Source organism: Zavarzinella formosa DSM 19928, from assembly GCF_000255705.1.
Lineage (GTDB): Bacteria > Planctomycetota > Planctomycetia > Gemmatales > Gemmataceae > Zavarzinella > Zavarzinella formosa.
Genome location: NZ_JH636442.1, coordinates 149612 through 173266, shown reverse-complemented (window position 1 = coordinate 173266; position 23655 = coordinate 149612). Strand labels below are relative to the sequence as shown.

At 60.0% G+C, this 23655-nt stretch carries 23 protein-coding genes and 1 riboswitch; of the genes, 12 read left to right on the top strand and 11 right to left on the bottom strand.

Annotation, left to right across the window (positions count from 1 at the left end):
• Nucleotides 1-3 precede the first annotated feature (3 nt).
• From BGIM_RS0121950 to BGIM_RS0121935, 4 genes are all read right to left on the bottom strand, one after another.
• Nucleotides 4-420 carry a hypothetical protein gene (locus tag BGIM_RS0121950; RefSeq protein WP_020471883.1) on the bottom strand — a complete coding sequence of 139 codons (417 nt, stop codon included), beginning with the start codon at nucleotides 418-420 and terminating at the stop codon, nucleotides 4-6.
• Between the two features lie 2 nt (nucleotides 421-422).
• On the bottom strand, nucleotides 423-695 hold the full coding sequence (locus tag BGIM_RS0121945; RefSeq protein ID WP_020471882.1) for a MoaD/ThiS family protein: 273 nt from the start codon (nucleotides 693-695) through the stop codon (nucleotides 423-425).
• A gap of 208 nt (nucleotides 696-903) precedes the next feature.
• On the bottom strand, nucleotides 904-2157 hold the full coding sequence (gene thrC / locus BGIM_RS0121940) for a threonine synthase (protein WP_020471881.1): 1254 nt from the start codon (nucleotides 2155-2157) through the stop codon (nucleotides 904-906).
• 168 nt (nucleotides 2158-2325) lie between these two features.
• A riboswitch (SAM riboswitch) is annotated at nucleotides 2326-2450 on the bottom strand.
• A 141-nt stretch (nucleotides 2451-2591) separates the two neighbouring features.
• Complete coding sequence (locus BGIM_RS0121935) at nucleotides 2592-4238, bottom strand: beta strand repeat-containing protein (RefSeq protein ID WP_157369336.1); 1647 nt, start codon at nucleotides 4236-4238, stop codon at nucleotides 2592-2594.
• 250 nt (nucleotides 4239-4488) lie between these two features.
• Here BGIM_RS0121935 and BGIM_RS0121930 point away from each other — a divergent pair, with 250 nt between their 5' ends.
• The gene (locus tag BGIM_RS0121930; RefSeq protein WP_020471879.1) at nucleotides 4489-5322 is read left to right on the top strand and encodes a DUF5684 domain-containing protein; all 834 of its coding nucleotides are present in this window, start codon (nucleotides 4489-4491) and stop codon (nucleotides 5320-5322) included.
• Nucleotides 5323-5372: 50 nt separating this feature from the next.
• On the opposite strand, the gene BGIM_RS51750 is transcribed toward BGIM_RS0121930, so the two are convergent.
• The 3 genes from BGIM_RS51750 to BGIM_RS0121915 form a co-directional block, all read right to left on the bottom strand.
• Complete coding sequence (locus BGIM_RS51750) at nucleotides 5373-5984, bottom strand: ribonuclease HI family protein (protein WP_020471878.1); 612 nt, start codon at nucleotides 5982-5984, stop codon at nucleotides 5373-5375.
• A gap of 177 nt (nucleotides 5985-6161) precedes the next feature.
• Nucleotides 6162-6491, bottom strand: a complete 330-nt coding sequence (locus BGIM_RS0121920; protein ID WP_020471877.1) for a 2Fe-2S iron-sulfur cluster-binding protein — start codon at nucleotides 6489-6491, stop codon at nucleotides 6162-6164.
• 32 nt (nucleotides 6492-6523) lie between these two features.
• The gene (locus tag BGIM_RS0121915; protein WP_020471876.1) at nucleotides 6524-7078 is read right to left on the bottom strand and encodes a 3-keto-disaccharide hydrolase; all 555 of its coding nucleotides are present in this window, start codon (nucleotides 7076-7078) and stop codon (nucleotides 6524-6526) included.
• A 324-nt stretch (nucleotides 7079-7402) separates the two neighbouring features.
• On the opposite strand from BGIM_RS0121915, the gene BGIM_RS0121910 reads away from it, so the two are divergent.
• From BGIM_RS0121910 to BGIM_RS0121895, 4 genes are read left to right on the top strand one after another with little or no spacing between them, the layout of a single operon-like run.
• Entirely contained in the window at nucleotides 7403-9586 is a 2184-nt protein-coding gene (locus BGIM_RS0121910; protein WP_157369335.1) for a PSD1 and planctomycete cytochrome C domain-containing protein, read from the top strand.
• Between the two features lie 7 nt (nucleotides 9587-9593).
• Entirely contained in the window at nucleotides 9594-10418 is an 825-nt protein-coding gene (locus tag BGIM_RS58000) for an alpha/beta fold hydrolase (RefSeq protein ID WP_020471874.1), read from the top strand.
• Nucleotides 10415-11689, top strand: coding sequence for an amidohydrolase family protein (locus BGIM_RS0121900; protein ID WP_020471873.1), 1275 nt, complete (start codon nucleotides 10415-10417; stop codon nucleotides 11687-11689). Before BGIM_RS58000 ends, BGIM_RS0121900 begins: the two co-directional genes overlap by 4 nt.
• Nucleotides 11686-13128, top strand: a complete 1443-nt coding sequence (locus BGIM_RS0121895; RefSeq protein ID WP_020471872.1) for a DUF1501 domain-containing protein — start codon at nucleotides 11686-11688, stop codon at nucleotides 13126-13128. Before BGIM_RS0121900 ends, BGIM_RS0121895 begins: the two co-directional genes overlap by 4 nt.
• A 133-nt stretch (nucleotides 13129-13261) precedes the next feature.
• On the opposite strand, the gene BGIM_RS0121890 is transcribed toward BGIM_RS0121895, so the two are convergent.
• Both BGIM_RS0121890 and BGIM_RS0121885 read right to left on the bottom strand, forming a co-directional pair.
• Nucleotides 13262-14611 carry a COG3014 family protein gene (locus BGIM_RS0121890; RefSeq protein WP_020471871.1) on the bottom strand — a complete coding sequence of 450 codons (1350 nt, stop codon included), beginning with the start codon at nucleotides 14609-14611 and terminating at the stop codon, nucleotides 13262-13264.
• 49 nt (nucleotides 14612-14660) lie between these two features.
• Complete coding sequence (locus BGIM_RS0121885; RefSeq protein ID WP_020471870.1) at nucleotides 14661-15293, bottom strand: hypothetical protein; 633 nt, start codon at nucleotides 15291-15293, stop codon at nucleotides 14661-14663.
• A gap of 220 nt (nucleotides 15294-15513) precedes the next feature.
• Between BGIM_RS0121885 and BGIM_RS0121880 the strand changes: the two genes are divergently transcribed.
• Together BGIM_RS0121880 and BGIM_RS0121875 are read left to right on the top strand one after the other, a co-directional pair.
• Complete coding sequence (locus tag BGIM_RS0121880; RefSeq protein WP_020471869.1) at nucleotides 15514-16710, top strand: alpha/beta hydrolase family protein; 1197 nt, start codon at nucleotides 15514-15516, stop codon at nucleotides 16708-16710.
• 9 nt (nucleotides 16711-16719) lie between these two features.
• Nucleotides 16720-17031 carry a hypothetical protein gene (locus tag BGIM_RS0121875; protein ID WP_020471868.1) on the top strand — a complete coding sequence of 104 codons (312 nt, stop codon included), beginning with the start codon at nucleotides 16720-16722 and terminating at the stop codon, nucleotides 17029-17031.
• Nucleotides 17032-17048: 17 nt separating this feature from the next.
• On the opposite strand, the gene BGIM_RS0121870 is transcribed toward BGIM_RS0121875, so the two are convergent.
• Nucleotides 17049-18866, bottom strand: coding sequence for a leucine-rich repeat domain-containing protein (locus BGIM_RS0121870; RefSeq protein ID WP_020471867.1), 1818 nt, complete (start codon nucleotides 18864-18866; stop codon nucleotides 17049-17051).
• Nucleotides 18867-19119: 253 nt separating this feature from the next.
• Between BGIM_RS0121870 and BGIM_RS0121865 the strand changes: the two genes are divergently transcribed.
• The 3 genes from BGIM_RS0121865 to BGIM_RS0121855 all read left to right on the top strand — a co-directional run bounded on the left by BGIM_RS0121865 (nucleotide 19120) and on the right by BGIM_RS0121855 (nucleotide 21328).
• On the top strand, nucleotides 19120-19548 hold the full coding sequence (locus BGIM_RS0121865; RefSeq protein WP_020471866.1) for an FHA domain-containing protein: 429 nt from the start codon (nucleotides 19120-19122) through the stop codon (nucleotides 19546-19548).
• Nucleotides 19549-19622: 74 nt separating this feature from the next.
• Nucleotides 19623-20423: an SDR family NAD(P)-dependent oxidoreductase gene (locus tag BGIM_RS0121860; protein WP_029630269.1), complete on the top strand. Its 801-nt coding sequence runs from the start codon at nucleotides 19623-19625 to the stop codon at nucleotides 20421-20423.
• A gap of 125 nt (nucleotides 20424-20548) precedes the next feature.
• A complete protein-coding gene (locus BGIM_RS0121855; protein WP_020471864.1) occupies nucleotides 20549-21328 on the top strand; it encodes a glycosyltransferase family 2 protein in 780 nt (259 codons plus the stop codon).
• A gap of 4 nt (nucleotides 21329-21332) precedes the next feature.
• On the opposite strand, the gene BGIM_RS0121850 is transcribed toward BGIM_RS0121855, so the two are convergent.
• Nucleotides 21333-21674, bottom strand: coding sequence for a rhodanese-like domain-containing protein (locus BGIM_RS0121850; protein ID WP_238537699.1), 342 nt, complete (start codon nucleotides 21672-21674; stop codon nucleotides 21333-21335).
• 338 nt (nucleotides 21675-22012) lie between these two features.
• On the opposite strand from BGIM_RS0121850, the gene BGIM_RS68040 reads away from it, so the two are divergent.
• Together BGIM_RS68040 and BGIM_RS0121835 are read left to right on the top strand one after the other, a co-directional pair.
• Nucleotides 22013-22519 (top strand): acyltransferase, encoded by a 507-nt coding sequence (locus tag BGIM_RS68040; RefSeq protein ID WP_020471861.1) that lies wholly within the window; start codon nucleotides 22013-22015, stop codon nucleotides 22517-22519.
• A complete protein-coding gene (locus BGIM_RS0121835; RefSeq protein WP_020471860.1) occupies nucleotides 22516-23646 on the top strand; it encodes a DegT/DnrJ/EryC1/StrS family aminotransferase in 1131 nt (376 codons plus the stop codon). The genes BGIM_RS68040 and BGIM_RS0121835 overlap by 4 nt, the downstream gene beginning before the upstream one ends.
• Nucleotides 23647-23655 lie beyond the last annotated feature (9 nt).

The window sequence follows — 23655 nt, the reverse complement described above, 5'->3', positions numbered from 1 at the left end:
CGGTCACTCCGTCACGCCGACATCGGCGAGAAACGATTTCAGAAACAACACATACTGCTTTGGCCACTTTTCAGCCTTGGCATACCCGACCATGGCTTCCATGTCTTCCTTGGCCCGCCGGAGTTCGTCCCCTTTGAGGCGTTGCAAATAAGTGGCCAGATATTCCATCGCCTCCCCGGCGGCCGGGGGGCTGACCACGTCCGGGTCCGAACCATCAAGGAAGACGAAGGCATGGATGATGCCGAGCATCAGCGGGTGGATGCCAAGTTCCTCGGGAATCTCCGGGAAAACGGCCGCCCCTTCAACCACGTCGTCCGAGGCTTCTTCTTCGTCATCCTCGTCGTCAAGTTCCGAGTCCAGATCGTCCAGATCATCGGGAAGATCGTCGTCCTCGGGGACAGGCTTGTCTTTGTCGGTCACGATCAGCCCCCCGCCACGGCCGGGATGATCGCAAGGATGGTCCCGTCGGCGGTGGCGGTGTCCATGTCGTCCAGATAGCGGATGTCTTCGTCGTTTACGAAGAGGTTGATGTACGGCCGAACTTTGCCGGACTCGAACAACTTCGGGCCAATGGCCGGATATTGCCGGACAAGATCCTCCAACGCGGCCTTCACGGTCGAGCCGGTCACGGGGACATCCACCAACCCGCCGGTGTGTTCGCGCAGGGGAGAGGGGATTTCGATTTTCACTGGCATTTTGTCGGCCTCATAATCATGGCGACGAGAATGGCCCGCCGCCCGGCAACCTCACCCCCCGGCCCCCTCTCCTGACAGAGAGGGGGAGCAAGAGGGCATTAATCTCGGAATGTGGCACAGGCAAGACACAGATGCCCACAGAATGAAGACTTCCTCCCTCTTGCTCCCCCTCTCTGTCAGGAGAGGGGGCCGGGGGGTGAGGTTGTCTTCACACCGAAGCGTAATTCCCCATCAAACTCTCGAACTCCGAGAACGACGGCTTGATCTGCACCGGCGGTTCGATGGCTTCGTACAGGGCGTCCATCGTCTTCAGGCCGTTGCCGGTGATGCAGATGACGATTTCTTCGTCTCGCGGCAGTTTGCCTTGTTCGAGCAACTTGCGGGTGACGGCCACCGTCGTGCCGCCGGCGGTTTCGGCGAAGATGCCTTCCGTGCGGGCCAGCAGGGTCATCCCTTCGATGATTTCATCGTCGGTCACGTCCTCGGCCCAACCGCCGGTTTCGCGCATCAGTTTGGCGGCGAAGAAACCGTCGGCCGGGTCGCCGATGGCCAGCGACTTGCAAATCGTGTTCGGCTTGCGGACCGGCTTGTGCCGTTCCTTGCCGGTTTTCACGGCGTCCGAAATCGGGTTGCACCCGGCGGCTTGCGCCCCGTACATCTTGCAGGTGTTCGGCTGGCTCACGAGGCCGACTTTGTTCAACTCGGTGAATGCCTTGTGAATCTTGCCGATCAACGCCCCGCCGGCCATCGGGCAGACGACGTGTTGCGGGAAGCGCCAGCCAAGGTCTTCGGCGATTTCAAAGCCGAACGACTTGGACCCCTCGGCATAGTAAGCCCGCAGGTTCACGTTCACGAAGCCCCAACCGTACTTCAGGGCAATCTGCGAACAAAGGCGGTTCACTTCGTCGTAGGTGCCATCGACGGCGATGACATTCGCCCCGTAAACGCTGGTGTTGAGGATCTTGGAGCGTTCGAGGCTGGCGGGAATCAGGATGTAGGCTTCCAACCCGGCGGCGGCGGCATTGGCGGCGACGCTGTTGGCGAGGTTCCCGGTGGAGGCGCATCCCACGGTCTTCATGCCGAACTCGCGGGCCTTGCTCAAGGCCACGGAGACGACGCGATCCTTGAAGGAGAGCGTCGGGAAGTTGACGGCATCGTTCTTGATCCACAGGTGTTTGACGCCGAGGGCGTCCGCAAGGCGGTCGGCCTTCACCAGTGGGGTGCCGCCGACTTGCGGGCCGACGGAGGGTTCGCCGGAGATAGGGAGGAGTTCCCGGTAGCGCCACATGGTGTGCGGCCGCTTTTCGATCTTGGCCCGGGTGATGTTTTTGGCAACGGCCTCGTAGTCGTAATCCACTTCGAGGGGGCCGAAATCATCCTTGCAGAAGTTGAGAGCTTCCTTGGGGTACAACTTGCCGCATACCCGGCAACGCAGGCCGGTGGAAAAGTCGAGTGTCGCCACGGTCGCTTGAAACCTCGCCCGGCGCGTTCTGGCCGGGACATTGGAGTGTCACGATGGACCGGCATGGTCGGGGGAGATTGAAAAACGTTCCGACCGTTGAACTCGACAAAGAGTCCGGCGGCGAAAATGCTTTTCAGATAGAGAGGGTGTGTTTCGGTCCTCACCCGCGTCTGATCTTCCCCGGCTAACCGGGCAGGATTTAGCACCGTCGTGAGTCGTCTTGGGGTGCAAGAGCGATCAACCGGTTGCTGTGGCGTCGAAGGGCCTGTTCCCTCAGCCACTCTGGATCGTTCGGGGGATAACCGCGTGGAGCGGCCAACCCACCTCAGCGAACTTAGATTGAAAGCAAGTATAATCCCCTGATTGCCCGCCGACAACACGGAGGATGAAAATTCCCCGGAAATCTCCCCGCCAAGGCAGTTCGCCGTGATCGTTCAGAAGGTCGGATATCCCAGGTGAACCGCGTTGAGGAAGTTTCGCGTCTCGGCTCCGGTGCGGAAGTCCCCTGCCAAGGTTCCGAAGACCGTGACTTGATTGCCGGCGCTATTCGCAACCCCCAATTGAATGGTGTCGATCCCGGTGAGGAAATTCGCCGTGAACGACGAGAGCATTTCCACCGTGTTATTGAATCCGGCCGTTGTGGTCGCATCAATCAGCAATTGGTCATCCCCATCCCCGCCGTTGAAGGAAAACGCCCCAAGATAGTCGCTGTCGTCTGTGAACATGATGTCGTTGTTCGCTCCCAGATTGACACTCGTGGCCCCCAAAATCCCGGTGAAGGCGATGCCGAGCGTGTCGGTTCCTGAACCGCCGGAATAAGAGAACGAACCGCCGATTAACGTGCGTGATGTGGTAGACGCGCCCAAGATGGTCACGCTGTTGGTTCCATCACCCCCGGTGAAGGACACATTGCCGCCGAAAGTTTCCGACGTGTTGTTGTCGCTCGTCACAAAAGAGTCGTTCCCGCTGCCGCCGACATAACTGAACGCCTGGCTCACGTTGGTGCCGCTGAAATTCGCTGTGTTGTTTCCGGAGCCGACAACAAGCGTCACCGTTGACCGGTAAGAGGTGGCCCCGGTGTTGGAATTGATGGTGTCGTTCCCCGTCCCGGTGGTGGCCCGGAAGGCCCCGAACACAATGGCTCCGTTGCTCATTTCCACGTCGTTGTTGCCGTCGCCCAGCGACAGCGTCAATGTTTTGGAGAAAATGCTGCCGCCCGCGTTAAACTGGTCGAAGCCCGTGCCGCCGCTGACGGAAACGGCCTGCGAGAAAACCGAACCGTTCATAGTGGTGGAAGTGACAAACTGGGTGCCGCTGCCGTTGCTGATCGTCGCGGTGCCGCCGACCAAAGAGCCGCTGACCGTCACGACGGACTGAGCCACGCTGGGATTCGACACCACCAGCGCCCCGCCCAAGGAGGCGTTGTCGATATGGACGACATTCCCGGTCGTTCCGGCGGTGTTCGTCACGGAAACCGTCTTGCCAATGCGGCCGCCGACGCTCACATTGTCGGCCCCGTCCTTGGAGGTGATCGTCACGCCTCCGGCGATGCTGCCGTTGACGGTGGTGTTGTCGGCCCCTCCCTGAGCGGACACGCTCACGCTGCCGGACAACTTCATCCCCGTCAACGTGGTTGTGTCCGCGTCAAAGGTGCCCGCTGGTTGGGTCACCGTGACGTTGCGGGCGAAGAAGTTGGAAAAATTCACCGTGTCGTTCCCGGCGCCGGGGGAGACGATCACATCGCGGTTGGGGATTTGGAAACTCCCGGTGTAAGTCACGCTGTCCCCGCCGTTGCCGAGGGTGATTTTCACGTCCCGAGTGACGATCCCCAGTCCGGCGCCGGCGGTGGTGATGGAACCGGCCCCGTTCACCGTGGTTCCGTTGCCGGTGATGGTGAAATTGCCGACCCCCGCCTCCGCGATGGTGAACACATTTCCATTGGTGTTGCCGTCCCCCGTGACGATGAGATCCCCGGCGACGACAGCGACGTTGACATTCCCGGACGGATTGGTCCGGTCTTCCAAACACTCAAGACCCAACCGGCGACGATTTGAAACGGATTTGCGAGCAGAGCTTTTCATGATGACGGCCCTTTGTGTGGCATGGAGAGGTTTCATGTCCCCCCTACAAAGGGTGCCGTGAGTTGTGACAACGGAAAATTATTTTCTTGCAAATCCTTACGGACAAATGAAATACGAAGAGCCTTCATCATGACTTAACAATAGCCGCCGCTGCTTTCGCAGCCGCGATGGCGTCTGTCGGGGAAAATCCATAAATTCGCCTACTGACTTACCGGACTGTCAGACAAACCCCTCACGAATCGGACTCGACATGCCCGCCCTTAAAGCCCCGGTCTATCGGCCTCCCTTGGCCCAACACCTGATTTTCGCCGTCTTTGGCTTGGTGATTTATGCCGAGATCATTAGCGGGGCTTATTTTGCCATCGACAGGATTGGCGATGAGTTGGCGCGGCCCAAGCTGGATCGCTCGGTGGATGGCATCTTTAACAGCTACGACGGGAAATCCCGGATTGGATGGAATCGCTCGGTCAGCATCAGCCGGAATTGGAGCGGAAATTATCACGTCCGGGGCAGCCTGACCCCGCCGCCCGGCGACACAACACCTGACCAACCCCCGCCCATCAATGTCGATTTCCAGACAACCGAGATGTCGCAGGGCGAATATACCTACGCGAAGTATGAATACCAGACACCGAAAGGCACCATCAACGGGATGGTGGGGCGGGAGACCACCGGCTACATTGTCGGATATGTGTTCAAGAAGTTTGGATTCATCCTCATCCCATTCGGGTTGTTTGGCCTTTTTGTGTTGGTGGTGTGGGTGAAATTGCTCAACCGGGCGGGCTATCCCGGCTACTACGCCCTGCTTCCCGGCGTCAATGTGTTCTATGTGATGACGATGGCCGTCAAAGGTTTGCCCAAGGCTTGGTTATTGATGTTTGCGATGTTCGTGCCGGGGGTGAACAGCATCGCATGGATTTTCGTGAGTCTGGGCCTCGCCCGAAACTTTGGCCGGTCAACCGGCTTCGCCGTCGGCCTGATCCTGATGCCGATGTTCTTTCTGCCGGTCCTCGCCTTTGGCAAAGCCAAATACCAACCGGATGCAATCGCTGATGATGAAGAAGATGCCGACGAAGACGAATAAGGAAATGGACGACTAATCAGACAGGCTTTGTCATTTGACAGTCTGAGTCTTCATTTCCGCAAAACGCCGGCCTCTTCGAGAATGCTCCAGAGTTGATCCCACACCATCGCGGCATCCGGCAACGGGTCGCCGCGTTGCCAGCAGGCTTTCGCCGATTCGAGGCACTCGACGCAATCGCCCCGCACCCGGCCGTCGCTGATGGCCGTCACTTGTTTGACGGCTTTGGGCGTGACGACTTTTGCCCCCTTGGGCTCTTTACCCTCTTGGCGGTCAAGGGTGATGTTGCAAAGCTCGTCGGCCCGCTTGTTGAGTTCCCGTCGAACGTGGGTGATATTAACCTTCGTGAACTTTCGGCGCAGAGCCGAGGCTTCGTCAAAGAGCGCTTTCAACTCCTCGTTTTTGACGCGGTACTCCCCGGCCATTTGCTTGACCAGCAACTCACTGTCACTGTTGATGTGAATTGATTTGAAGCCGTGTTTGGACGCCAGTTCCAAGGCTTTGATGAGGCCGGTGTATTCGGCCACGTTGTTCGTCGCCTGCCCGAGAAACCCGGATTCCTCAATGACTTCCCCGTCGTCGGTTTTCAACACGACCGCATAGGAAGCCGGCCCCGGATTGCCGCGGGAACCGCCGTCGATGTGGATGGTGGCCTCGAAGCTCATCGGGCGTCTTCTCCATAAACCTGAAAGGAAAAACCGTGAAGCCACGACGCGGAGTCTTCGCAGCGGAGCGCGTGGACAACATGTATCAATCGCTTGCTCAATCCGCAAGCATTTGAACGCAGGAAGTCCGCGCTTCGCTGCGAAGACTCCGCGTCGCGGCTTCACGGTTGTTGAATATCACAACGTGTCAGAAGGTCGTTTGCCCGCGTCGACGCGGCCGCTGCCGGCCAGACGACTGATGACTTTTACGGTCATGTCGTGATCGCACAGGATCTGGCAACTGAGCCGGACGCCGGTCACGTTCTTGGCGGCCAGCACGGCGGCTTCGCCGGGGGTCTTCGTCTCCGGTTCCCCGGCGAGGAACTCCACCCGGCAGGTGGTGCAGCGGGCGTTGCCGCCGCAAGCGTGGAGTTGATCGATCTTCGCCTCGTCCTCCAAGGCCAGGACGAGCTTTTTGCCGGCGGGGATTTCAAAGGAACCAACACCATCAACGGTCAGAACGGGCATGATGCCCTCCTTGGTGAGAATCGGAGAAAGAATTACTTGAGCGGGGTCAGCTTGATGTTCCGGTATTCCATCTGGTCGCGGTCGGCTTCGAGGCCGATGCCGCCGGTGGCCGGGACTTTCAACGCGGCTTCCAGCACTTCGCCATTGCAAGTGCAATGGGCGACATTATCTTTGACAACCACGACGATCTCGTTCCAGTCTTGCGGCTTGTATTTCTTCAACATCTTGTACGGCCCGGCGACGAGGTAGTCGCGCACCTGAAGTTGCGGCCCCCGGATGAACAAGCCGCTGTCCGCGTTCTTGGCGGCCCGGAATTCGAGGGTCAATTCAAAGTCACCGGGAAAACTGGCGGTCGTCCAGAGTTGCTTGATGCCTTTGCCCGCATTGACGACGATCATGCCGTCCTTGGCAGTGTAGCGTTTATCATCGGCTTCGGTTTTGCCGTCGAACTGGGCGCCCTTCGGATAGCCCCAGCCGGTGAGGTCTTTGCCGTTGAACAATTCAATGGTCTTGCCCTTGGTTTTCGGCTCGTCGGCGACGAGGGCCATCGGCAGGGCCAGGACAAGAAGGCAGAACAAACGCAGCATGAAACACTCCTATGGAGAGGTTGTTGCCGGTCATCTTACGAAGAGAAAGACAACCTCACCCCCGGCCCCCTCTCCGAAACGGAGAGGGGGAACAAACGAGTGGAAGTCTTCTTCCCGTAGGTCAGGCTTTCTAGCCTGACAGACTCGTCAGGCTAGAAAGCCTGACCTACATTTTGAGGTCTTTAGCCCGCTTGCTCCCCCTCTCCGTTTCGGAGAGGGGGCCGGGGGGTGAGGTTGCCTTGGCTGGAAAAATGCCACGTGGGCCGTGTACATGGCACTGGTCATCTGTTCTAATGAGGCCACGCATTCTCTCCCGCGAAGCCAATGATGTCCCGCCGATTGTCATTTCTCGTCGTTCTCTTCACGTTTCTATTGGCGTCTCCGGCGATGGCCGAGGAGAAATCAGCCATCCGGTCAATCCTCGCGGAGCGGTGCCTTGGCTGTCATGGTTCGCGGGAAGCCAAGGCCGGGTTGCGGCTCGATTCGCGGGCGGCGATCTCAAAGGGGGGCGAGGGCGGCCCGGTGGTTGTTCCCGGCAAACCGGCCGAAAGTCGGCTCATCAAGGCGGTGAATCACGCGGGCGATCTGAAAATGCCCGAGAAGAAACTGCCCGCCACCGAAATTGCCACGCTCGAAAAATGGGTGGCCGATGGCTTGCCGTGGACGGGTGACGCGGAGATTCCGACCCCCGCCGCCAACGATCCCCGGTTGAAGCATTGGGCCTTCCAGCCGATCACCCGGCCGCCGGTCCCCAAGGAAAACGGAGTCAATCCCGTTGATGCGTTTATCCGGGCGGGTTTGAAGACGAAGGGATGGTCCCCCGCCCCGCCGACCGACCGGCGCGTGTTTATCCGGCGGGTTTATTTCGACTTGTTGGGATTGCCGCCGAGTTTCGAGCAAGTGGAAGCCTTCGCCAACGACCCGTCCAAAGAGGCCGAGGCGAAGTTGGTGGACAAATTGTTGGATTCGCCGCAATACGGGGAACGCTGGGGCCGGCACTGGCTCGATATTGTGCGTTATGCGGAGACGTGCGGTTACGAACGCGATCAGGTGAAGCCGAATATTTGGAAGTACCGAGATTGGGTCATCAATGCCTTCAACGCGGACATGCCGGTGGATCGCTTCATCCGGGAACAACTGGCCGGGGATGAAATACCAGACCGCACGGAACAAAGCGTGATTGCCACCGGCTTTCTGCGGCTCGGCACCTGGAACGATGAGCCGAACGACGCGAACGAGTACAAGTATGACCGGCTCGAAGACATGGTTCATGCCACCGGCACCGCCTTCATCGCCCTGACGGTGAAATGCGCCCGCTGTCACGACCACAAGTTCGACCCAATCAAGCAGACCGATTATTACCGGATGGCCTCCGTTTTCTGGAGCGGTTACATTGAGCCGGGATCACGGGACCATCTCGGCGGCCCAGGCACCAAAGTTCTCGGCTTCGATGTCCACGGTTGGACGGATCGCGGCCGGACGGTTCCGCCCATCAAGCTCTTGAAAAAAGGCGATCCGAACCGGCCGGGGGCGGTCGTGGAACCGGGGCACCTGTCCACGATTGCCGTGCTGGACAAGCCGTTCGCCCCGCCGCCGGAGAGCGCGAAGACGACGCATCGCCGGTTGCAACTGGCCAACTGGATGACCGACCGGCAAAACCCGCTGACCGCCCGCGTATGGGTCAACCGCGTCTGGCAACACCACTTCGGCCTCGGCCTCGTTCGCACGCCGGACAACTTCGGCCTAACCGGCGAAAAGCCGACCCACCCGGAATTGCTTGACTGGCTGGCCTCCGAGTTGATGGCCAACGGTTGGAAGACCAAACCGCTCCATCGGCTGATCCTCCTTTCGGAAACCTATCGGCAAAGCTCGATCCATCCGCAACAAGAGGAATACGCCAAAACCGACGCCGGGAACCGCCTCTGGTGGCGGGCCGAACGGCAACGGCTTGATGCGGAGACGTTGCGTGATCGGCTGTTGGCCGCGAGCGGGCAAATCAAACTCGAACCACGCGGCGGCCTGAGTTTCTCCCCGGTCATCCCGCCCGATGCCCTTGAAGGGTTGTCCACCAAGTCGGCCGCGTGGAAGCCATCGCCGCCGACCGAGCAAACCCGGCGTAGCGTGTACATTTTTTCCAAGCGGGGCCTACTTCCTCCGCTGCTGACGACGTTCGACTTCCCCGACACGACGCTCCCCTCCTGCCAGCGAGATGTCACGACGGTTGCCCCGCAAGCGCTGGCGTTGATGAACAACCCCTTCGTGCATGAACAAAGCGGGATTCTGGCGAAACGAATTCTCAAGGAAACCTCCGGCCAAGACGCACAGATTCGGCAGGCATGGCAACTGGTGTTGGGCCGCACGCCCCGCCCCACGGAAATTCAAGCGGCGATGGCCCATTTGGAGAAACAATCAAAGACCTTCGCCGGCCGGCCGGAGGCAGCCACCGAAACGCTGGCCTCCCTGTGTCATGTGTTGCTGAACCTGAACGAGTTTCTGTACGTCGATTGATTCCCCCATGCGTGAAGAACTGTTTGCGAATTCGAACATCGCCCGCTTCCCCTCGGATGGGCCGCCGCTGATCCTTTGGCACGGCCTCGGCCGATGCTGGCGGGACTTTTCCACCTTGCTGCCGTGGCTGACACCGCGCTGGAGCGTGACGGCCATCGACCACCGAGGGCACGGCCAATCGGCCCGCACACCGGGGGCGTATCATGTGCCCGATTACGTGGCTGATGCGGTGCGATTGTTGAAGACGTTCAACAACGGGCCGACGGTTCTTTATGGGCATTCACTCGGGGCGTTGGTGGCGATGGGCGTGGCCGCCGAATGTCCGGAGTTGGTTCGCGGAATTGTTTTGGAAGACCCGCCATCGGCCCAGATGCTCGTTGGCATCTCCGAGACGGGTTACGCCGTCACTTGGCGGGTGATGCAACAATTGGCGGGCAACCGGGACATCGTCCACAGTGTTCGGGCGCTGTCCGAGACGATCATGCCCAACGGCAAACGCCTCGGGGAGCTGCGCAACCCGGCGGCCCTGCGTTTCCTCGCGTCCTGTCTGGCCGACCTTGACCCGGAGACGATGACAACGCCAATCGCCGGGACATGGTTGCACGGCTACGACCCCGTTGCGACGGCTGCCGATGTGCGTTGTCCCGCTTTGTTGCTCGCGGCTGATCCCGCGGCCGGGGGCATGATGTCGGCCGAGGCATCCTCTTCGTTGGCGAGTTCCTTCAAGGAAGGATATCTCGTGAATTTTCCCGGTTGCGGGCATCTGCTGCATGGCGAACACCCGGAGGCGGTCGCCAAGGTGGTTCTGCCGTTTTTGGAGTCGCTGTCATGAAACTCGCCACCGGAACAACGCTCATTCATCACGGCCAACTGGCGGACGGCACGGGTTCGCCACCGATCCGCGACGGGGCGGTGTTGGTGAAAGACGGCAAGATCGCTTACGCCGGCCCGGCGAAAGGCTGTCCGCCGGTTCCCCCGGAGGCGAGCCGGATCGACGCCAAGGGGGGCACGATCATGCCAGGCTTGGTGGAGGCCCACTTTCACCCGACATACTTCAACGTCGCGGCCCTCGAAGATCTCGACATCAAATATCCGGTGGAATACGTCACGTTGCTGGCGGCCAGCAACGCCCGGTTGGCCCTCGAATGCGGATACACGGCCGCCCGCAGTGGCGGCAGTTTGTTCAACATTGATGTTTGGCTGAAAAAAGCCATCGAGAACGAGGTGACGACCGGCCCGCGACTGGCCGCCAGCGGCCGGGAGATTTGCGGCGTCGGCGGGTTGATGGATTGGAACCCGGACTTCCGCAAGATCGGCATGGATGGCTTGGTGCTGCTGGTCAACGGCCCGGACGAAGCCCGGTCGGCCGTGCGGAAACTGGTGAAGGACGGCGTCGAATGGGTGAAGACCTACCCGACCGGAGATGCTGCTGCCCCGGATGCGAACGACCATCACACGCTTTGCATGACCTTTGAAGAAATGCACGCGGTGGTGGCGACAGCCCATAACCACGGGCTGAAAGTCACCGGCCATTGCCGGGCCAACGCGGGCATCAAGAACGCCCTGCGGGCCGGGTACGACGCCATCGAACACGGCACCTTCATGGATCAGGAAGCCCTCGACCTGTTATTGGCCCGAAACGTCCCGGTGGTTCCGGCGTTGTACTTTGAACTCGCCAGCGTCCAGCGCGGCCCGGAGTTTGGCCTGTCGCAACGAGTGATTGACGGTCATCAGGAAACTCTCGAAGCCGGAGCCGAGAGCGCCCGGATGATCCTCCGGGCCGGCGGCCGGTTGGGCATGGGGGGTGATTACGGTTTCGGATGGAACCCGCACGGGGACTACGCCCGTGAACTCACGTTCTTTGTGCGCCATGTGGGTTTCACCCCGTTGGAAGTCATCCGTTGTGCCACGAAGACCGGGGCCGAGATCATGGGGCGCGGCGGCGAGATTGGCACTTTGGAAGCCGGCAAACTGGCCGACATTCTTGTGGTTGATGGCGATGTGGTCGGGGATATTTCAGTTTTGGAAGACCGCTCGCGGTTTGTGGCGGTGATGCAGGGCGGCGTGGTGAAGGCCGGACAACTGACGGGGAACATTCGATGAAATCGTTCTTTCCATGCGGGCAAACCCGCCGTGAGTTTGTGTGGGAAATGGGGGGCGGTTTCGCCGGCCTGGCCCTCACCAGTTTGCTGGCCTCCGAGGGGTTCACCTTCGGCAAAGAAGCCGCCCCGGCCGGGCCGTTGGCGCCGAAGAAGCCGCATTTTCCCGTGAAGGCGAAGGCGTGCATCTTCCTGATGATGAACGGCGGTCCTTCGCAGGTGGACACCTTTGACCCCAAGCCGACACTCGAAAAATTCGCCGGACAACCGCTGCCGGAGGGGAAGAAATTCATCAACTCCGGCGGTCGCAAGATGGGGTTTCTCACGCCGTCCTTCCGGCCGTTCAAACCGGGGGGCAAAAGCGGCCTGCCCGTCTCGGATTTCTTCCCCAAGGTTCGCGAACATGCGGACAAACTGGCGGTGATCCGCTCCTGCCACACGGACAGCCACGCCCACGGTTCGGCCTTGGTGGCGATGAACACCGGGAAGACCTTCATCGGCCGGCCGTCCCTCGGCAGTTGGGCAGTCTACGGTCTCGGCACAGCCAACCAAGATTTGCCCGGTTATGTCGTGCTGATGGACAAACGGGGCGGCCCGATCAGCGGCCAGCCGAACTGGGGCAGCGGCTTCATGTCGGCGGCCTACTCCGGCATGCTGTTCCGGCCGACCGGCGACCCAATCCTCGATCTTCGCGGCCCGGCCCATCTCTCCGGGGCCGCCCAGCGGGAACAACTCGATCTAATGGCCAAGCTGAATCAGGAACATCTCGACGCCCGCCCCGGCGGCCGCGACCTGCTAGCCCGGATGAACAGCTATGAACTGGCGTACCGGATGCAGTCGGCGACGCCCGAGGCCGTCGATCTGGCGAAGGAAACCAAGCAAACGCTGGAAGCATACGGCGTGGGCCAGCAACCCACGGACGAGTTTGGCCGCAATTGCCTGATCGCCCGTCGCCTCGTCGAACGCGGCGTCCGCTTCGTCCAACTCTATTCCGGCGGCGGCCACCTCGAAGACACGTGGGATGCCCACCAGAGCATCGAGAAAAACCACGGGCAGCACGGCAAGGAAGTGGATCAGCCCATCGCCGCTTTGCTCAGCGACTTGGAACGTCGCGGCCTATTGGACGAAACCCTCGTCATCTGGGGCGGCGAATTCGGCCGAATGCCCTTCAGCGAGGGCAAGGGCGAACCGGGCCGCAATCATAACCCCTACGGGTTCTCGATGTGGATGGCCGGCGGCGGCGTCAAAGGGGGCATGGCTTACGGGGCAACGGATGAGTTCGGCTTCGAGGCGGTTGAAAAGAAAGTGCACCTGCACGACCTGCACGCGACCATCCTGCACCTGATGGGACTGGATCACGAGCAACTGACGTACTTCCATCAGGGCCGCAACGAACGCCTGACGGATGTGTATGGCAAAGTGGTGAAGGATATCATCGCATAAGACGTGAAGCCGCGACGCGGAGTCTTCGGAGCGGAGCGCGAACTCTCCGAGTGAAATCGCCGACTGTTTGGGCAATCGTCCGACCCGACAAGTCCTCGCTCCGCTCCGAAGACTCCGCGTCGCGGCTTCACGGTCACTTCCCCGGCCGGTTCGTCACGATCTTGCCCGTGAGTCGGTTTTCCGGGAAATTGGCCAGCACATAAGTGTTGCGGCCGTTTTCAACGCTCACTTTCACTAATTCGGCCGGAGCCATCGGCGTCCCGGAGCCGTTCACGTGAAGCGGTTGCAGGGCCAGTTGATGCTCCCCGGCGGGGAGTTCGATTCGCAGCACTTGAATCTTGTCCGGCAGAAGCCCCCAACAACGAGTGTCGGCCGATTCGGTGGCTTCCCACAGCACACCGGCGGCATTGAGGGCGAGGCTGGAAATCTGATTCTGGTCGGTGTGAATGGCTTCCTTGACGCCGTAAATCACGCCTTTTTTGACCACACGACGCACGACAGCGCGAGCCAGGGTGTCGGGCAGCGTGGCCGCTGATTGCTCGCTGGCCATCAATCCGATATCGGTGATCGTGCTGGTATGGCCGGCAGGCTTGCCATCGGCATAGATGGCTAATCTTTCGATACTGTTGATGGGCCGAGGCACCACCGGCACTTTGATCGGGGCGATGGTCGGCGGGAGGGATTGTTTGCCCAAGGCGCTGATGATCCGGTCGGCGATCAACAGCGCAGCCGTGGTGACGATTTCCATCTTCTCCACTTTGCGGGGACCGCGACCGACGAACGTGAACACATAGACGACGCCGTTGCCGGCTTGCGAATGATGGCCCGTTTTGACTCGTTCCAAGTCCTGCTTCACCGGGGCAAAGTCGGGCTGCCATTGGGCGACTTGTTCAAAGGCCCGCTGGGCGTCGTCGTAGTTTGTGTGGGTTTCTTCCCGCAGAACGGCATGCAGATAAGCCCCGGCCGGGACGTATTTGTAGCTCTCCTTGAGATTCTTGCCGTTGCCGTCCTTGGCCTTGGAAGTCTCGATGATTTGCTGCTGTTTCTGATTCACCTGCAACGCATATGCCCCGGCGTCGGAGCCGTCTTGCATCAGGTTGCTCAGGGAGAGCATCAGGCGAATCAGCACTTTCTCGTAGTCTTCCCCGGCGTAGGCCAATTGCTGGTCGTCGGTCAGCATGGCCAACGCCCCTTCGGCGAGGTCTTTGCCTTCCAACGCCTCGAACCGGTCACGAACCTCCCGGAACAGAGCCTCGGCCTCCTTCGGCTGCCCTTCGGTCAGGAGAACGGTCGCCCGGTCGAGTTTCAGCACGTCGGCTTCCCGACTATGGCCGTCGATGGCCTTGTCGATTTTCGCCTTGGCCTCGTCGAGATTCCCCGAATGATACGCGCTGCGAATCTCCTCCAGCCGGTCCGTGTGCGTGGCGCAACCGCTGCCAATCAGGGCGGCCGACAGGACAAACTTGGGGATTGATCGCAACATGGTGATCTCCGGCCGGGCGAGCATACGAGTCAAGCGGCAAGCGAAACGATTAGCGGCGGTATGCTTTGCGCATGGAGGCCGATTCCTTCTCCATCTCGCCTGTCTTGATGTTGATAAGTTCCAGCGAGAGTTGGTAATCTTTCTGCGTCACTCCGCCGGCTCCCGGGGTAGTTCCGGAGTTCACACTGGCGAAGAGAAAATAATCAAACGGCTGGCCCTGCGATTCCATCACCGCCAAGAATTTTCGCTGACTTTCTGGCTGGAACAACTGATCGAATCTAAGCCCCGCCGCAACAAGCCCTGATTTGACATACTCACTGCTGATTTGCTGGAACACACCGGAACCGTTGATTTTGGTGTCGAGGATATCGACAATTTGATCCTTGAAATCTCCCAGTTCTTCGGACGATTTGTTCCTCAAACCCGCAAAACAGATTCTCTTTCTCGGAAGCCCGGCTCCGGCGGGTTGCACACCCGTGATTGTGCTTTGCTTGGCGACTAACTTGCCCAAGGCTTCGTCGATCAGCGGCTTGTAGATTTCGGCCCCGGCGGCCGTGCTGCCCACCAGATCCTTTTTGTCGTCCGTAAGCACTTCGCCCGATGGTCCGCTGCGGCAACCGGCCAGCATCATGGAGCCAAGCATCGTCGTGCCGACCGATCCGAAAAAACCGCGACGGTCCATCGTCTTCTCCCCCGAAAAGAGTCCGGGCGCGGGGTCACGCTTCCTTGCGCAACTTCCCCCGCCAAATTCCATCAAGCATCCGGCCGCGTGATAACAGAAATCCGCAAGAGAGCAATACCGGATCGAATGTTAAAATCCCGACCGGAAATCTTCTGGCAATCCGGTTCGCCGACGGGTACTTTTCAACAATCAACCGCCAAGCTCCGGCCCCGAGATCCGAATGCGAAATCCTCTCTCGAAATATTTCTTTGTCAGCCTCCTTCTGCTTGTCCCGGCGACGGTTTCGCGGGCCGACGCTCCCAAGCCGTTCACCGGCCCTTGGGATATCCCCGCTCTGCAAAAAGCCGAGGTGAAACCGGAGTGGGGCGAAACGGTCGGCAAGGCCCGCGAGGTTTATTACCCCGGCGAACCCTATCAGGGAAAGCCGACGCGGGTGTTTGCCTATTACGCCAAACCGACGGGCGATGGCCCCTTCCCGGCGGTGGTTCTTGTTCACGGGGGCGGCGGGAAGGCGTTCCGCGAATGGGCCGAGCATTGGTCCGCACGCGGGTATTGCGCCCTCGCGATGGATCTTGCGGGAAAGGGGCCAAAGGACTGGCTCCCGGACGGGGGGCCGGATCAATCAGATGAGCCGAAGTTCCGCGATTTCGACGAGAAGACCGCCAAAGATATGTGGACCTATCACGCCGTCGCTGCCGTTCTGCGCGGGCACACAATGATCGCCAGTTTCCCCGAGGTGGACAAGGACAAAACGGCCGTCACCGGCATCAGTTGGGGCGGCTATCTCACCTGCATCGTCTCCGGGTTGGACAACCGCTTCAAGGCGGCCGTGCCGGTGTATGGTTGCGGCTTTCTGCATGAGAACAGCGCATGGAAAGAAAACCGTCTGGACAAAATGGAAGCCGCCCGGCGTGATCGGTGGGTGCAGAATTTCGATCCCTCACGCTATCTTTCGGGCGTGAAGTGCCCGATTCTGTTCCTCAACGGCACGAACGACTTTGCCTATCCGCTCGACAGTTACCGTAAGTGTTACAACTTGGTGCCCGGCGAAAAGATGCTCTCGGTGCGGGTCCGGCTGCCGCACGGGCATATCTGGACGTTTCCTGAAGTGGACACGTTTATTGACAGTTATTTGAAAAAAGGGGAGCCATTGCCGGTCCTTGGTCCGATGACCACATCCGGGGAAGCCATCTCGGTTACTGTGACCGCCAAACAGAAGTTGAAGCAAGCTCAACTCAACTATGCGGTTGCCACCGGGCCTTGGCAAAAGCGGGAATGGAAGTCGGTTCCCGCCGAGATCACCAATGGCAAAGTCACCGCGAAACTCCCGGCCGACCGGCCGTTGGTTTATTACCTGAGCGTCACCGATGCGCGCGGGCCGGAGGTTTCAACTTCCCATGTTGAATTGGGGAAATAGGAGATCATCATGACTGATCAATTGCCAGAATCGCCCCGAATTGTGGCGAGAGAAACCCCCGGCGACATTTATTCCAAGTCGCTGGTGTTCGTGAATCCCGCCCTCCAAATTGAAACAACCGTTTGCACGGCCGAAAACTTCACCCGCATGAACACCCCCTACGCGGCCGATGAGTTCTTCAGCTTTGACGAAAACCTCTCATTCGCCGACGGGCGATGGACACTGACCGTTGATGACATTGTGGATTCGCTGGAAGTGAAGACCACCCGCCGAATTTTTCAATCGGATGACGACGGACGAACGTGGAAACAGACAAAGTGAAGAAACACGGCCGTTGACTACTTTTCCACCGCGCATTGCGGTGTGCCCATCGTGAAATCCTTGATGCCCCCGGCAGTGACGGGCGTTCCCTTCACGATCAGGCGTTTCAGCTTTTGATGCTTTTTCAACGCCCCCAATGCGCCGTCTGTGATCTTGGTGTTGCTCAGGTCGAGCAATTCCATCGTTTCGAGCGACGCCAGGTGCGCCACGTCTTTGTCTACCAGCGGGTTCCCGGCCAGTCGGATGGATTTGAGGTTCGGCAATTTGGCGAGAACGGCCACCATGTCCCCCTCGATCTTGCCGCCGGAGAGGTCCAGCGTTGTCAGGGACGATAGTTCCGCGAGATGTTGCAGGGCATCGCCGGTGAGGCCGGAACCGATCAGGGAGATTTCCTCCAGTTTCAACTGACCGGCCACCGCCTTGAAACCGGCGGCCGTGACCGTTGTTTTGCGAACCGAGTATCTTCGCATGTTCGTGAAAACAGCGAACTCGATGAAGATATCATCCCCCAAGCCGTTGGGGGATCGGATTTCCTCCAGCGGAGCGGTCTGCAATCGGCGGATGTGATCCGGCGAGAGCGTCAGGTCCGCGCCAAAGATGAAGGTCTTCAACTTGGGCAACGCGCCCAGGTGACCGAAGCCAATCGGCGTGATTTTCGTTCCGTTGAGTTCAATCGCGGCCAGATTTTGCAGCTTGCCGATGGCCCCGCAATCGGGATCAGCAAAAGCCGGGGCGGTGTTGACGACCAAACCCTCCAACTCAGGGAAGCGGGCGATCCCCTCGCCGGTCACCTTCAAATCGTTGCCGCGAAGTTCGAGTTGACGCAATTTGGCCTTGCCAACCAGCGGGGTCAGCGTCTCGTCGGAAAGGTCTTTGTCTCGGTGGAGTTCCAGCTTTTTCAGATCCTTGAGTTCGGAGAACTGGCCGACATTCCGGTTGTTCCAAAGATTGGAAGTCTGGGCGTCGAGGGTGATTTGCTCCACGGTAAACTTGCCGGTCTTGGGCATGTTCTGACCGCCGTTGAACCGCACCCGGCCCCCTTGATCCGTGAGGACAAAACCGGCCCCGCCGATCTTGATCAGCCAGTCAACCATGTCCTTCTCGGGATCGCCGGTCGATTTCGGCCCCCCCATGTCGATGTCCTTGGTTTCCGTCTTCACGCTTTGATTCTTCGGCCCCTCCGCGACAGGGTTCTCGGCCACCTCCACGACGGGTTGATCCGTAGGCGGCTTGCTTCCCCACGGGATGAAGGCAACGGCACAGGCCGCGCCGATCCCGAGAATGCCAACGAAGGACAGGCCGATGATCCAGCCGAGCTTGCGGGTTTCTTGGTCTTCCCATTGGCCGATGGGGTCGGGCCGGGGGGCGCTTTCCGGCATCGCTCCAAACTCAAAAGCGTTCAGCCGATGTTCTGCGTGCATCGGCATCGCCACGGGCATGATGCTCACTCCCGCCGGGAGCGGAGCCACGGGAACCATGTCCATCTGCTGGTACGGGACTGCCGCCGGATAAGTCGGCGCCGGGACAACCACGGCTTTGGGGACTTCGGCCGGCGCCGGGGCGACGATTTTCGGCTCCCCCAAGGCCGAGACGATGACCGCCCGATACTTGGGGAACCGGCCCAGATATTCGGCCGAATCGGGCGATTCCGAGCGGGACTTGCGGCCGTTGACTTCGACGGTGAGCAGCGATTGAAACAGGTTTTCCCGTTCGGACGGGGGAACGGACGCCAAGGCATCCTCAATGCGGGGGCGGGAGCCGCTCATCCACTCTTGCATGAACCGGAAGGCCGTTTGCGTGGCAAGCGGCGACGGAGGGGCGGATTCCCGCGGCATGGCGCTGTCTCAAAAGTCCGATGGCTGGGAAGATTACGGTTTAGTGTATCACGCCGGGGGACCGGATGCGCCCCATCTGCCGTAGCCCGCGTGTTTTGCCGGATCGCCGGAAGAAGTTCCCGCACTTGTTGCCACGCCTAAAATTTTTTCGGAACTTGTGATGACCAAGTCTTGTCCAACTGCTTTATAATGCTCTTCGTCATGAATTCATGACATCTTCATCTGTTCTTTCTCAACAATGGAGTCTCCGATTATGGCGGGCGAATTTCAGGGGGAACTAGTCCCCACCGGGGGGGGCGATCCCATCCCCTTGCGGCGAGGCGTGTTGACATTGGGACGTCGGGAAACCTGCGACATCAGCCTGCGGTTCCCGAACATTTCCGGGATGCACTGCGAGTTGTCGTACAAGGAAGCCGGATACTGGTACGTTCGCGATCTGGGAAGCACCAACGGAATCAAAGTCAACAACCAGCGGGTGCTGCAACGAGCCTTGCGGCCGGGGGACGAACTGGCCATCGCCAAGCGGAAGTATACGATTCAGTACAATCTCTCGAACTCGGCCCAGGCGGCCATCGAAGCCGTGTTGAGCGAGGACGAGGATGTGTTCAAGGAATCCCTGCTGGAGAAGGCGGGACTGGCACGCCGACGGGTGGAAGAGATCGACGATGACGACGATGATTGATCTTCCCGAATGAATTCAACCAACGAGCCAGCCATTTGAGGCTGGCTTTTTTGTTCCCCAAAAGAGACTCTCCCATGTCGAACGTACCGAGCGCCGATCTGTCCGGGAAAGTGGCCCTGATTACCGGGGCCTCCAGCGGCATCGGCCGGGCGACGGCGGTGATGCTGGCCCGCGCCGGGGCCGACGTGGCCCTCAACTACTGGACAATGCCCGAGGCCGCCGAGGAGGCCGCCGCCGAGATCCGGGCCTTGGGCCGCAAGGCGTTGCTTCTGAAAGTGGACATCACCAGTCAGGACGCCGTGGAGGCGATGGTCGCCAAAACCATCAGCGAACTCGGTGGCGTGGACATCTATGTGTCGTCGGCCGTTTACAGCGACCGCGAACCGTTCACGACCGCGAACATGGAAGGCTTCCGCCGGACGATTGACGTGTCCATGTGGGGTTCGTTTTACACGCTACGCGCCTGCTGCAACCAGATGATTAAACAAGGCCGGGAGGGCGCGGTGGTGATTATCTCCTCGCCGCACGCCCACATCGCATTCGCCAATTGCATGGCCTACAACATCGCCAAGGCCGGCAACGACCAGATGGCCCGGTCGGCCGCGATGGAAATGCTTCCCCACAAGATCAAAGTGAACATCCTCCACCCCGGCTGGACGGACACACCGGGCGAGCGAAAATTCTTCAGCGAAGACACCCTCCAGCAAGCCGGCCAAGCCACCCCGATGGGCCGGTTGGCCACCCCCGAAGAAATGGCCTTGGGGGTGTTGTTCCTCGTCGATTCCCGCAACGGCTACCTGACCGGCAGCACCCTCTCCCTCGACGGCGGTCTCTCTCTCCCGTGGTGGAGCAAACGCGGCACCGGGGATTTTTAAGCGATTTTGATGTGGTTATGCCCGTAACCACCTCCCCCCGCGTTCCGGCTTGACGGAAATCCCCCGAATTGGCATTCTTCGCCAATTCACGGCCTTGGGTTTCGCGTCGGAAAGGAGCCGGACGGATGAGAACGGATTCGACACGTCTTTCGCTGGTGATGCCGGCTTTCAACGAAGAAGCGGGAATTGTCGAGGCGGTCGCCGAAGCCCACGAAAGCCTCGTCGGCCTCGGCTACGAGTTTGAAATCCTCGTCGTCGACGACGGCAGCCGGGACCGCACGGCTTACCTGGTGAACGAACTGGCCGAGACGCGATCCCAAGTGAGATTGATCCGGCACGCGATGAACCGGGGTTACGGGGCCGCCCTGCGATCCGGGTTCGAGGCCGCCCGGTTTGATCTGGTGGCCTTCACGGACGCGGACGCCCAATTTCATCTGGAAGACTTGGAAGACCTCGTCGTCCTCACACGGGAATGCCCCGTGGCCGTCGGCTATCGGGCCGACCGGCAAGACCCGTGGCGGCGCAAGTTCTATTCTCGCGGTTACAACCGGCTGGTGCGATTTTTTCTGAACACTGGCGTGCGGGATTGTGATTGCGCCCTGAAGGTGTTCCAGCGGGAAGCCCTCGGCTTTCTGCTGCCGGAATCTCGCGGCTTCTTTGTGAACGCGGAAATGCTGTTTCGGGCGCGTCAACTGAATTGGGATGTTGCCGAGGTTCCCGTCCGACACCGGCCGCGTCGCCGAGGGCAAAGCACGGTGTCGCTTCGGGAGATCCCGAAGACGCTCCGCACGCTTCTCGGGTTTTGGTGGAAAAATGTGGTGACCGGATCGCCGCGAGTTCCGGTTCTCCAAATGCCGGTTTCAAACACCCGGCGAACGAGCGAACGGGCTGTTCACGCCGATTGAAATCTCAACCGTATCGTTTTACCGTGGGGTCAATCAGCAGACTCCATGCCTCGATCCCGCCGTAAAGGGAGTAGCACTCCCCGAGGCCCTTCGCTTCCAGAATGGCCGCCCCGGACAGACTTCGCATTCCGTGGTGGCAATACACCACAATGGCGGCCCCCTCGGGCGGGTTCACCTCGCCGATTCGCTCGCCGAGTTCGTGCAACGGAATCAGCACATCTCCCGGCAGTCGGGCGTATTCATGTTCCCACGGTTGCCGGACATCCAACAGATAAACGCTCTCGCCAGCCTTGAGTTTCTCGGCCAACTCGGTCGGGTGCATATGCTTCGGCATGGTTCGGCTCAAGCGGCTTTCTTCCGGTTCAAACGGGGTGCGACTCTGCCTTTTTATGATTCGGCCGCTGCGTCATCGCCGTTTTCCGCTGATTCGGCCGGAGCACAAGTCCCGTGACGATCCGGCAAAGGATGCGGCCATCGGGGTTCGCAATGTAACGGGCCATATCGTTTTTTCCGATCGTTCAACATCGCCGATGACACTTGCTACGCTTTCCCACATCCCCCAAAATCCGTCCGTTTGAGTTTTTTTGGCGCCGCTGATGGTATTGACGCCCCATTTGGAACCGCGTATAAGCACTACCTTTGTCAGACGATCTTGTCCGTCTATCCCGCAGGAAGCTTTCACCCGTGAATTATCCGGCCAGCCCGCTTCAAAAAATCGCCCCTGATGTGATCGTGGGCCGGGGAACCAAGATCCAAGACTTCGTGAATCTCTATGGTTGCGTGATCGGCGAAGACACCAAGATCGGTCCGTTTGTGGAGATTCAGAAGAAGGCGTTCATTGGTTCGCGGTGTAAAATCAGTTCCCACACGTTCATCTGCGAAGGCGTGGTCATCGAAGACGGCTGCTTCCTGGGCCATCACGTCTGTTTCATCAATGACCGGTATCCGCGGGCGACCAACGAAGCCGGGGAATTGCAATCAGAAGCGGATTGGGCCGTCGTTCCCACGCGGGTGGGCCGGGGAGCGTCCGTCGGTTCTGGGGCCGTGATCTTGTGCGGCGTCACCATCGGGGCCGGCGCCTTGATCGGGGCCGGGGCGGTGGTCACCAAGGATGTGCCGCCCGGAATGATTGTTGCGGGGGTTCCCGCCCGGATGGTCCGTGAAGTTCCTCCGAGCCAAGGAGAGGCATGAAAGTTCCGTTTCTCGATCTTCCCGCCCAAAACCGGAGCGTGGCCGGAGAAATCCGGGCCGCGATGGACGAAGTGATTGACGCCTCGGCGTTCATCCTCGGTCCGGCCGTCGAACGGTTTGAGCGAAACTTCGCCAAATTCGCGGGGACGAGCCATTGCGTCGGCCTGAACAACGGCACGACCTCCCTGCAAATGGCCCTCATCGCCGCCGGGGTGGGTCCGGGCGACGAGGTCATCATCACCCCGCTGACGTGGGTCAGCACCGCATGGGCCATCAGCTATGTCGGGGCGACGCCGGTGTTTGCGGATGTCGATCCGGTCAGCTACACGCTGGACCCGGAATTGGTGCGGAAGGCGATCACGCCGAAGACCAAGGCGATCATGCCCGTCCATATCTATGGGCAGATGGCCGACATGACGGCTCTCATGGCCATCGCCACGGAACACAAACTGGTGGTCATCGAAGATGCCGCCCAGGCACACGGGGCCACTCAGAATGGCCGCAGCGCCGGTTCCATCGGGCACATCGGGAGCTTCAGTTTTTATCCCGGCAAGAACCTCGGGGCGTTCGGCGAAGGCGGGGCCATCGTCACCAACGACGAGAGCATCGCCAAACGGATTGCCCGCCTGCGGGACCACGCCCAGCAAGGCCGCCACAATCACGTGGAAATCGGCTTCAACACGCGGATGGAAGGTTTGCAAGGGGCGGTGCTGGACGTGAAACTCCGTCACTTGCCCGCGTGGAACGACGCCCGGCGACGGCATGCCCGCTTTTACGAACGCCAGCTCGGCTCGATATCGGAATTGCAACTCCCGAGGGTGGCCGAAGGGCACGATCCGGTCTGGCATGTGTACTGCGTGCAACTGAAGACGGGTTCTCGGGACGTCCTGCGGGATGCGCTTGCGGAAAAAGGAATCGCCACCGGAGTGCATTATCCCACGCCGGTCCCGTATCAACCCGCCTATGCCTATCTGGGGCATCGGGTCGGCGACTTCCCGGTGGCCGAGGGAATCATGAATTCCTGTTTTTCGCTCCCGATGTACGCGGAACTGACGGCCGAACAACTCACGGCGGTCTGCGACTCTTTGAAGGAACTCCTGCCGATGACGAAACGTCACGCGGCTTGAACAGGAATC

Coding starts and splice junctions, on each gene's coding strand:
- BGIM_RS0121910 (WP_157369335.1), top strand. CDS start 7,403: ATGATGTCCCGCCGATTGTCATTTCTCGTCGTTCTCTTCACGTTTCTA.
- BGIM_RS0121855 (WP_020471864.1), top strand. CDS start 20,549: ATGAGAACGGATTCGACACGTCTTTCGCTGGTGATGCCGGCTTTCAAC.
- BGIM_RS0121875 (WP_020471868.1), top strand. CDS start 16,720: ATGACTGATCAATTGCCAGAATCGCCCCGAATTGTGGCGAGAGAAACC.
- BGIM_RS0121935 (WP_157369336.1), bottom strand. CDS start 4,238: ATGAAAAGCTCTGCTCGCAAATCCGTTTCAAATCGTCGCCGGTTGGGT.
- BGIM_RS0121945 (WP_020471882.1), bottom strand. CDS start 695: ATGCCAGTGAAAATCGAAATCCCCTCTCCCCTGCGCGAACACACCGGC.
- BGIM_RS0121860 (WP_029630269.1), top strand. CDS start 19,623: ATGTCGAACGTACCGAGCGCCGATCTGTCCGGGAAAGTGGCCCTGATT.
- BGIM_RS0121870 (WP_020471867.1), bottom strand. CDS start 18,866: ATGCCGCGGGAATCCGCCCCTCCGTCGCCGCTTGCCACGCAAACGGCC.
- BGIM_RS58000 (WP_020471874.1), top strand. CDS start 9,594: ATGCGTGAAGAACTGTTTGCGAATTCGAACATCGCCCGCTTCCCCTCG.
- BGIM_RS51750 (WP_020471878.1), bottom strand. CDS start 5,984: ATGAGCTTCGAGGCCACCATCCACATCGACGGCGGTTCCCGCGGCAAT.
- BGIM_RS0121865 (WP_020471866.1), top strand. CDS start 19,120: ATGGCGGGCGAATTTCAGGGGGAACTAGTCCCCACCGGGGGGGGCGAT.
- BGIM_RS0121915 (WP_020471876.1), bottom strand. CDS start 7,078: ATGCTGCGTTTGTTCTGCCTTCTTGTCCTGGCCCTGCCGATGGCCCTC.
- BGIM_RS0121885 (WP_020471870.1), bottom strand. CDS start 15,293: ATGGACCGTCGCGGTTTTTTCGGATCGGTCGGCACGACGATGCTTGGC.
- BGIM_RS0121900 (WP_020471873.1), top strand. CDS start 10,415: ATGAAACTCGCCACCGGAACAACGCTCATTCATCACGGCCAACTGGCG.
- BGIM_RS0121895 (WP_020471872.1), top strand. CDS start 11,686: ATGAAATCGTTCTTTCCATGCGGGCAAACCCGCCGTGAGTTTGTGTGG.
- BGIM_RS0121930 (WP_020471879.1), top strand. CDS start 4,489: ATGCCCGCCCTTAAAGCCCCGGTCTATCGGCCTCCCTTGGCCCAACAC.
- BGIM_RS0121880 (WP_020471869.1), top strand. CDS start 15,514: ATGCGAAATCCTCTCTCGAAATATTTCTTTGTCAGCCTCCTTCTGCTT.
- BGIM_RS0121890 (WP_020471871.1), bottom strand. CDS start 14,611: ATGTTGCGATCAATCCCCAAGTTTGTCCTGTCGGCCGCCCTGATTGGC.
- BGIM_RS0121920 (WP_020471877.1), bottom strand. CDS start 6,491: ATGCCCGTTCTGACCGTTGATGGTGTTGGTTCCTTTGAAATCCCCGCC.
- BGIM_RS0121835 (WP_020471860.1), top strand. CDS start 22,516: ATGAAAGTTCCGTTTCTCGATCTTCCCGCCCAAAACCGGAGCGTGGCC.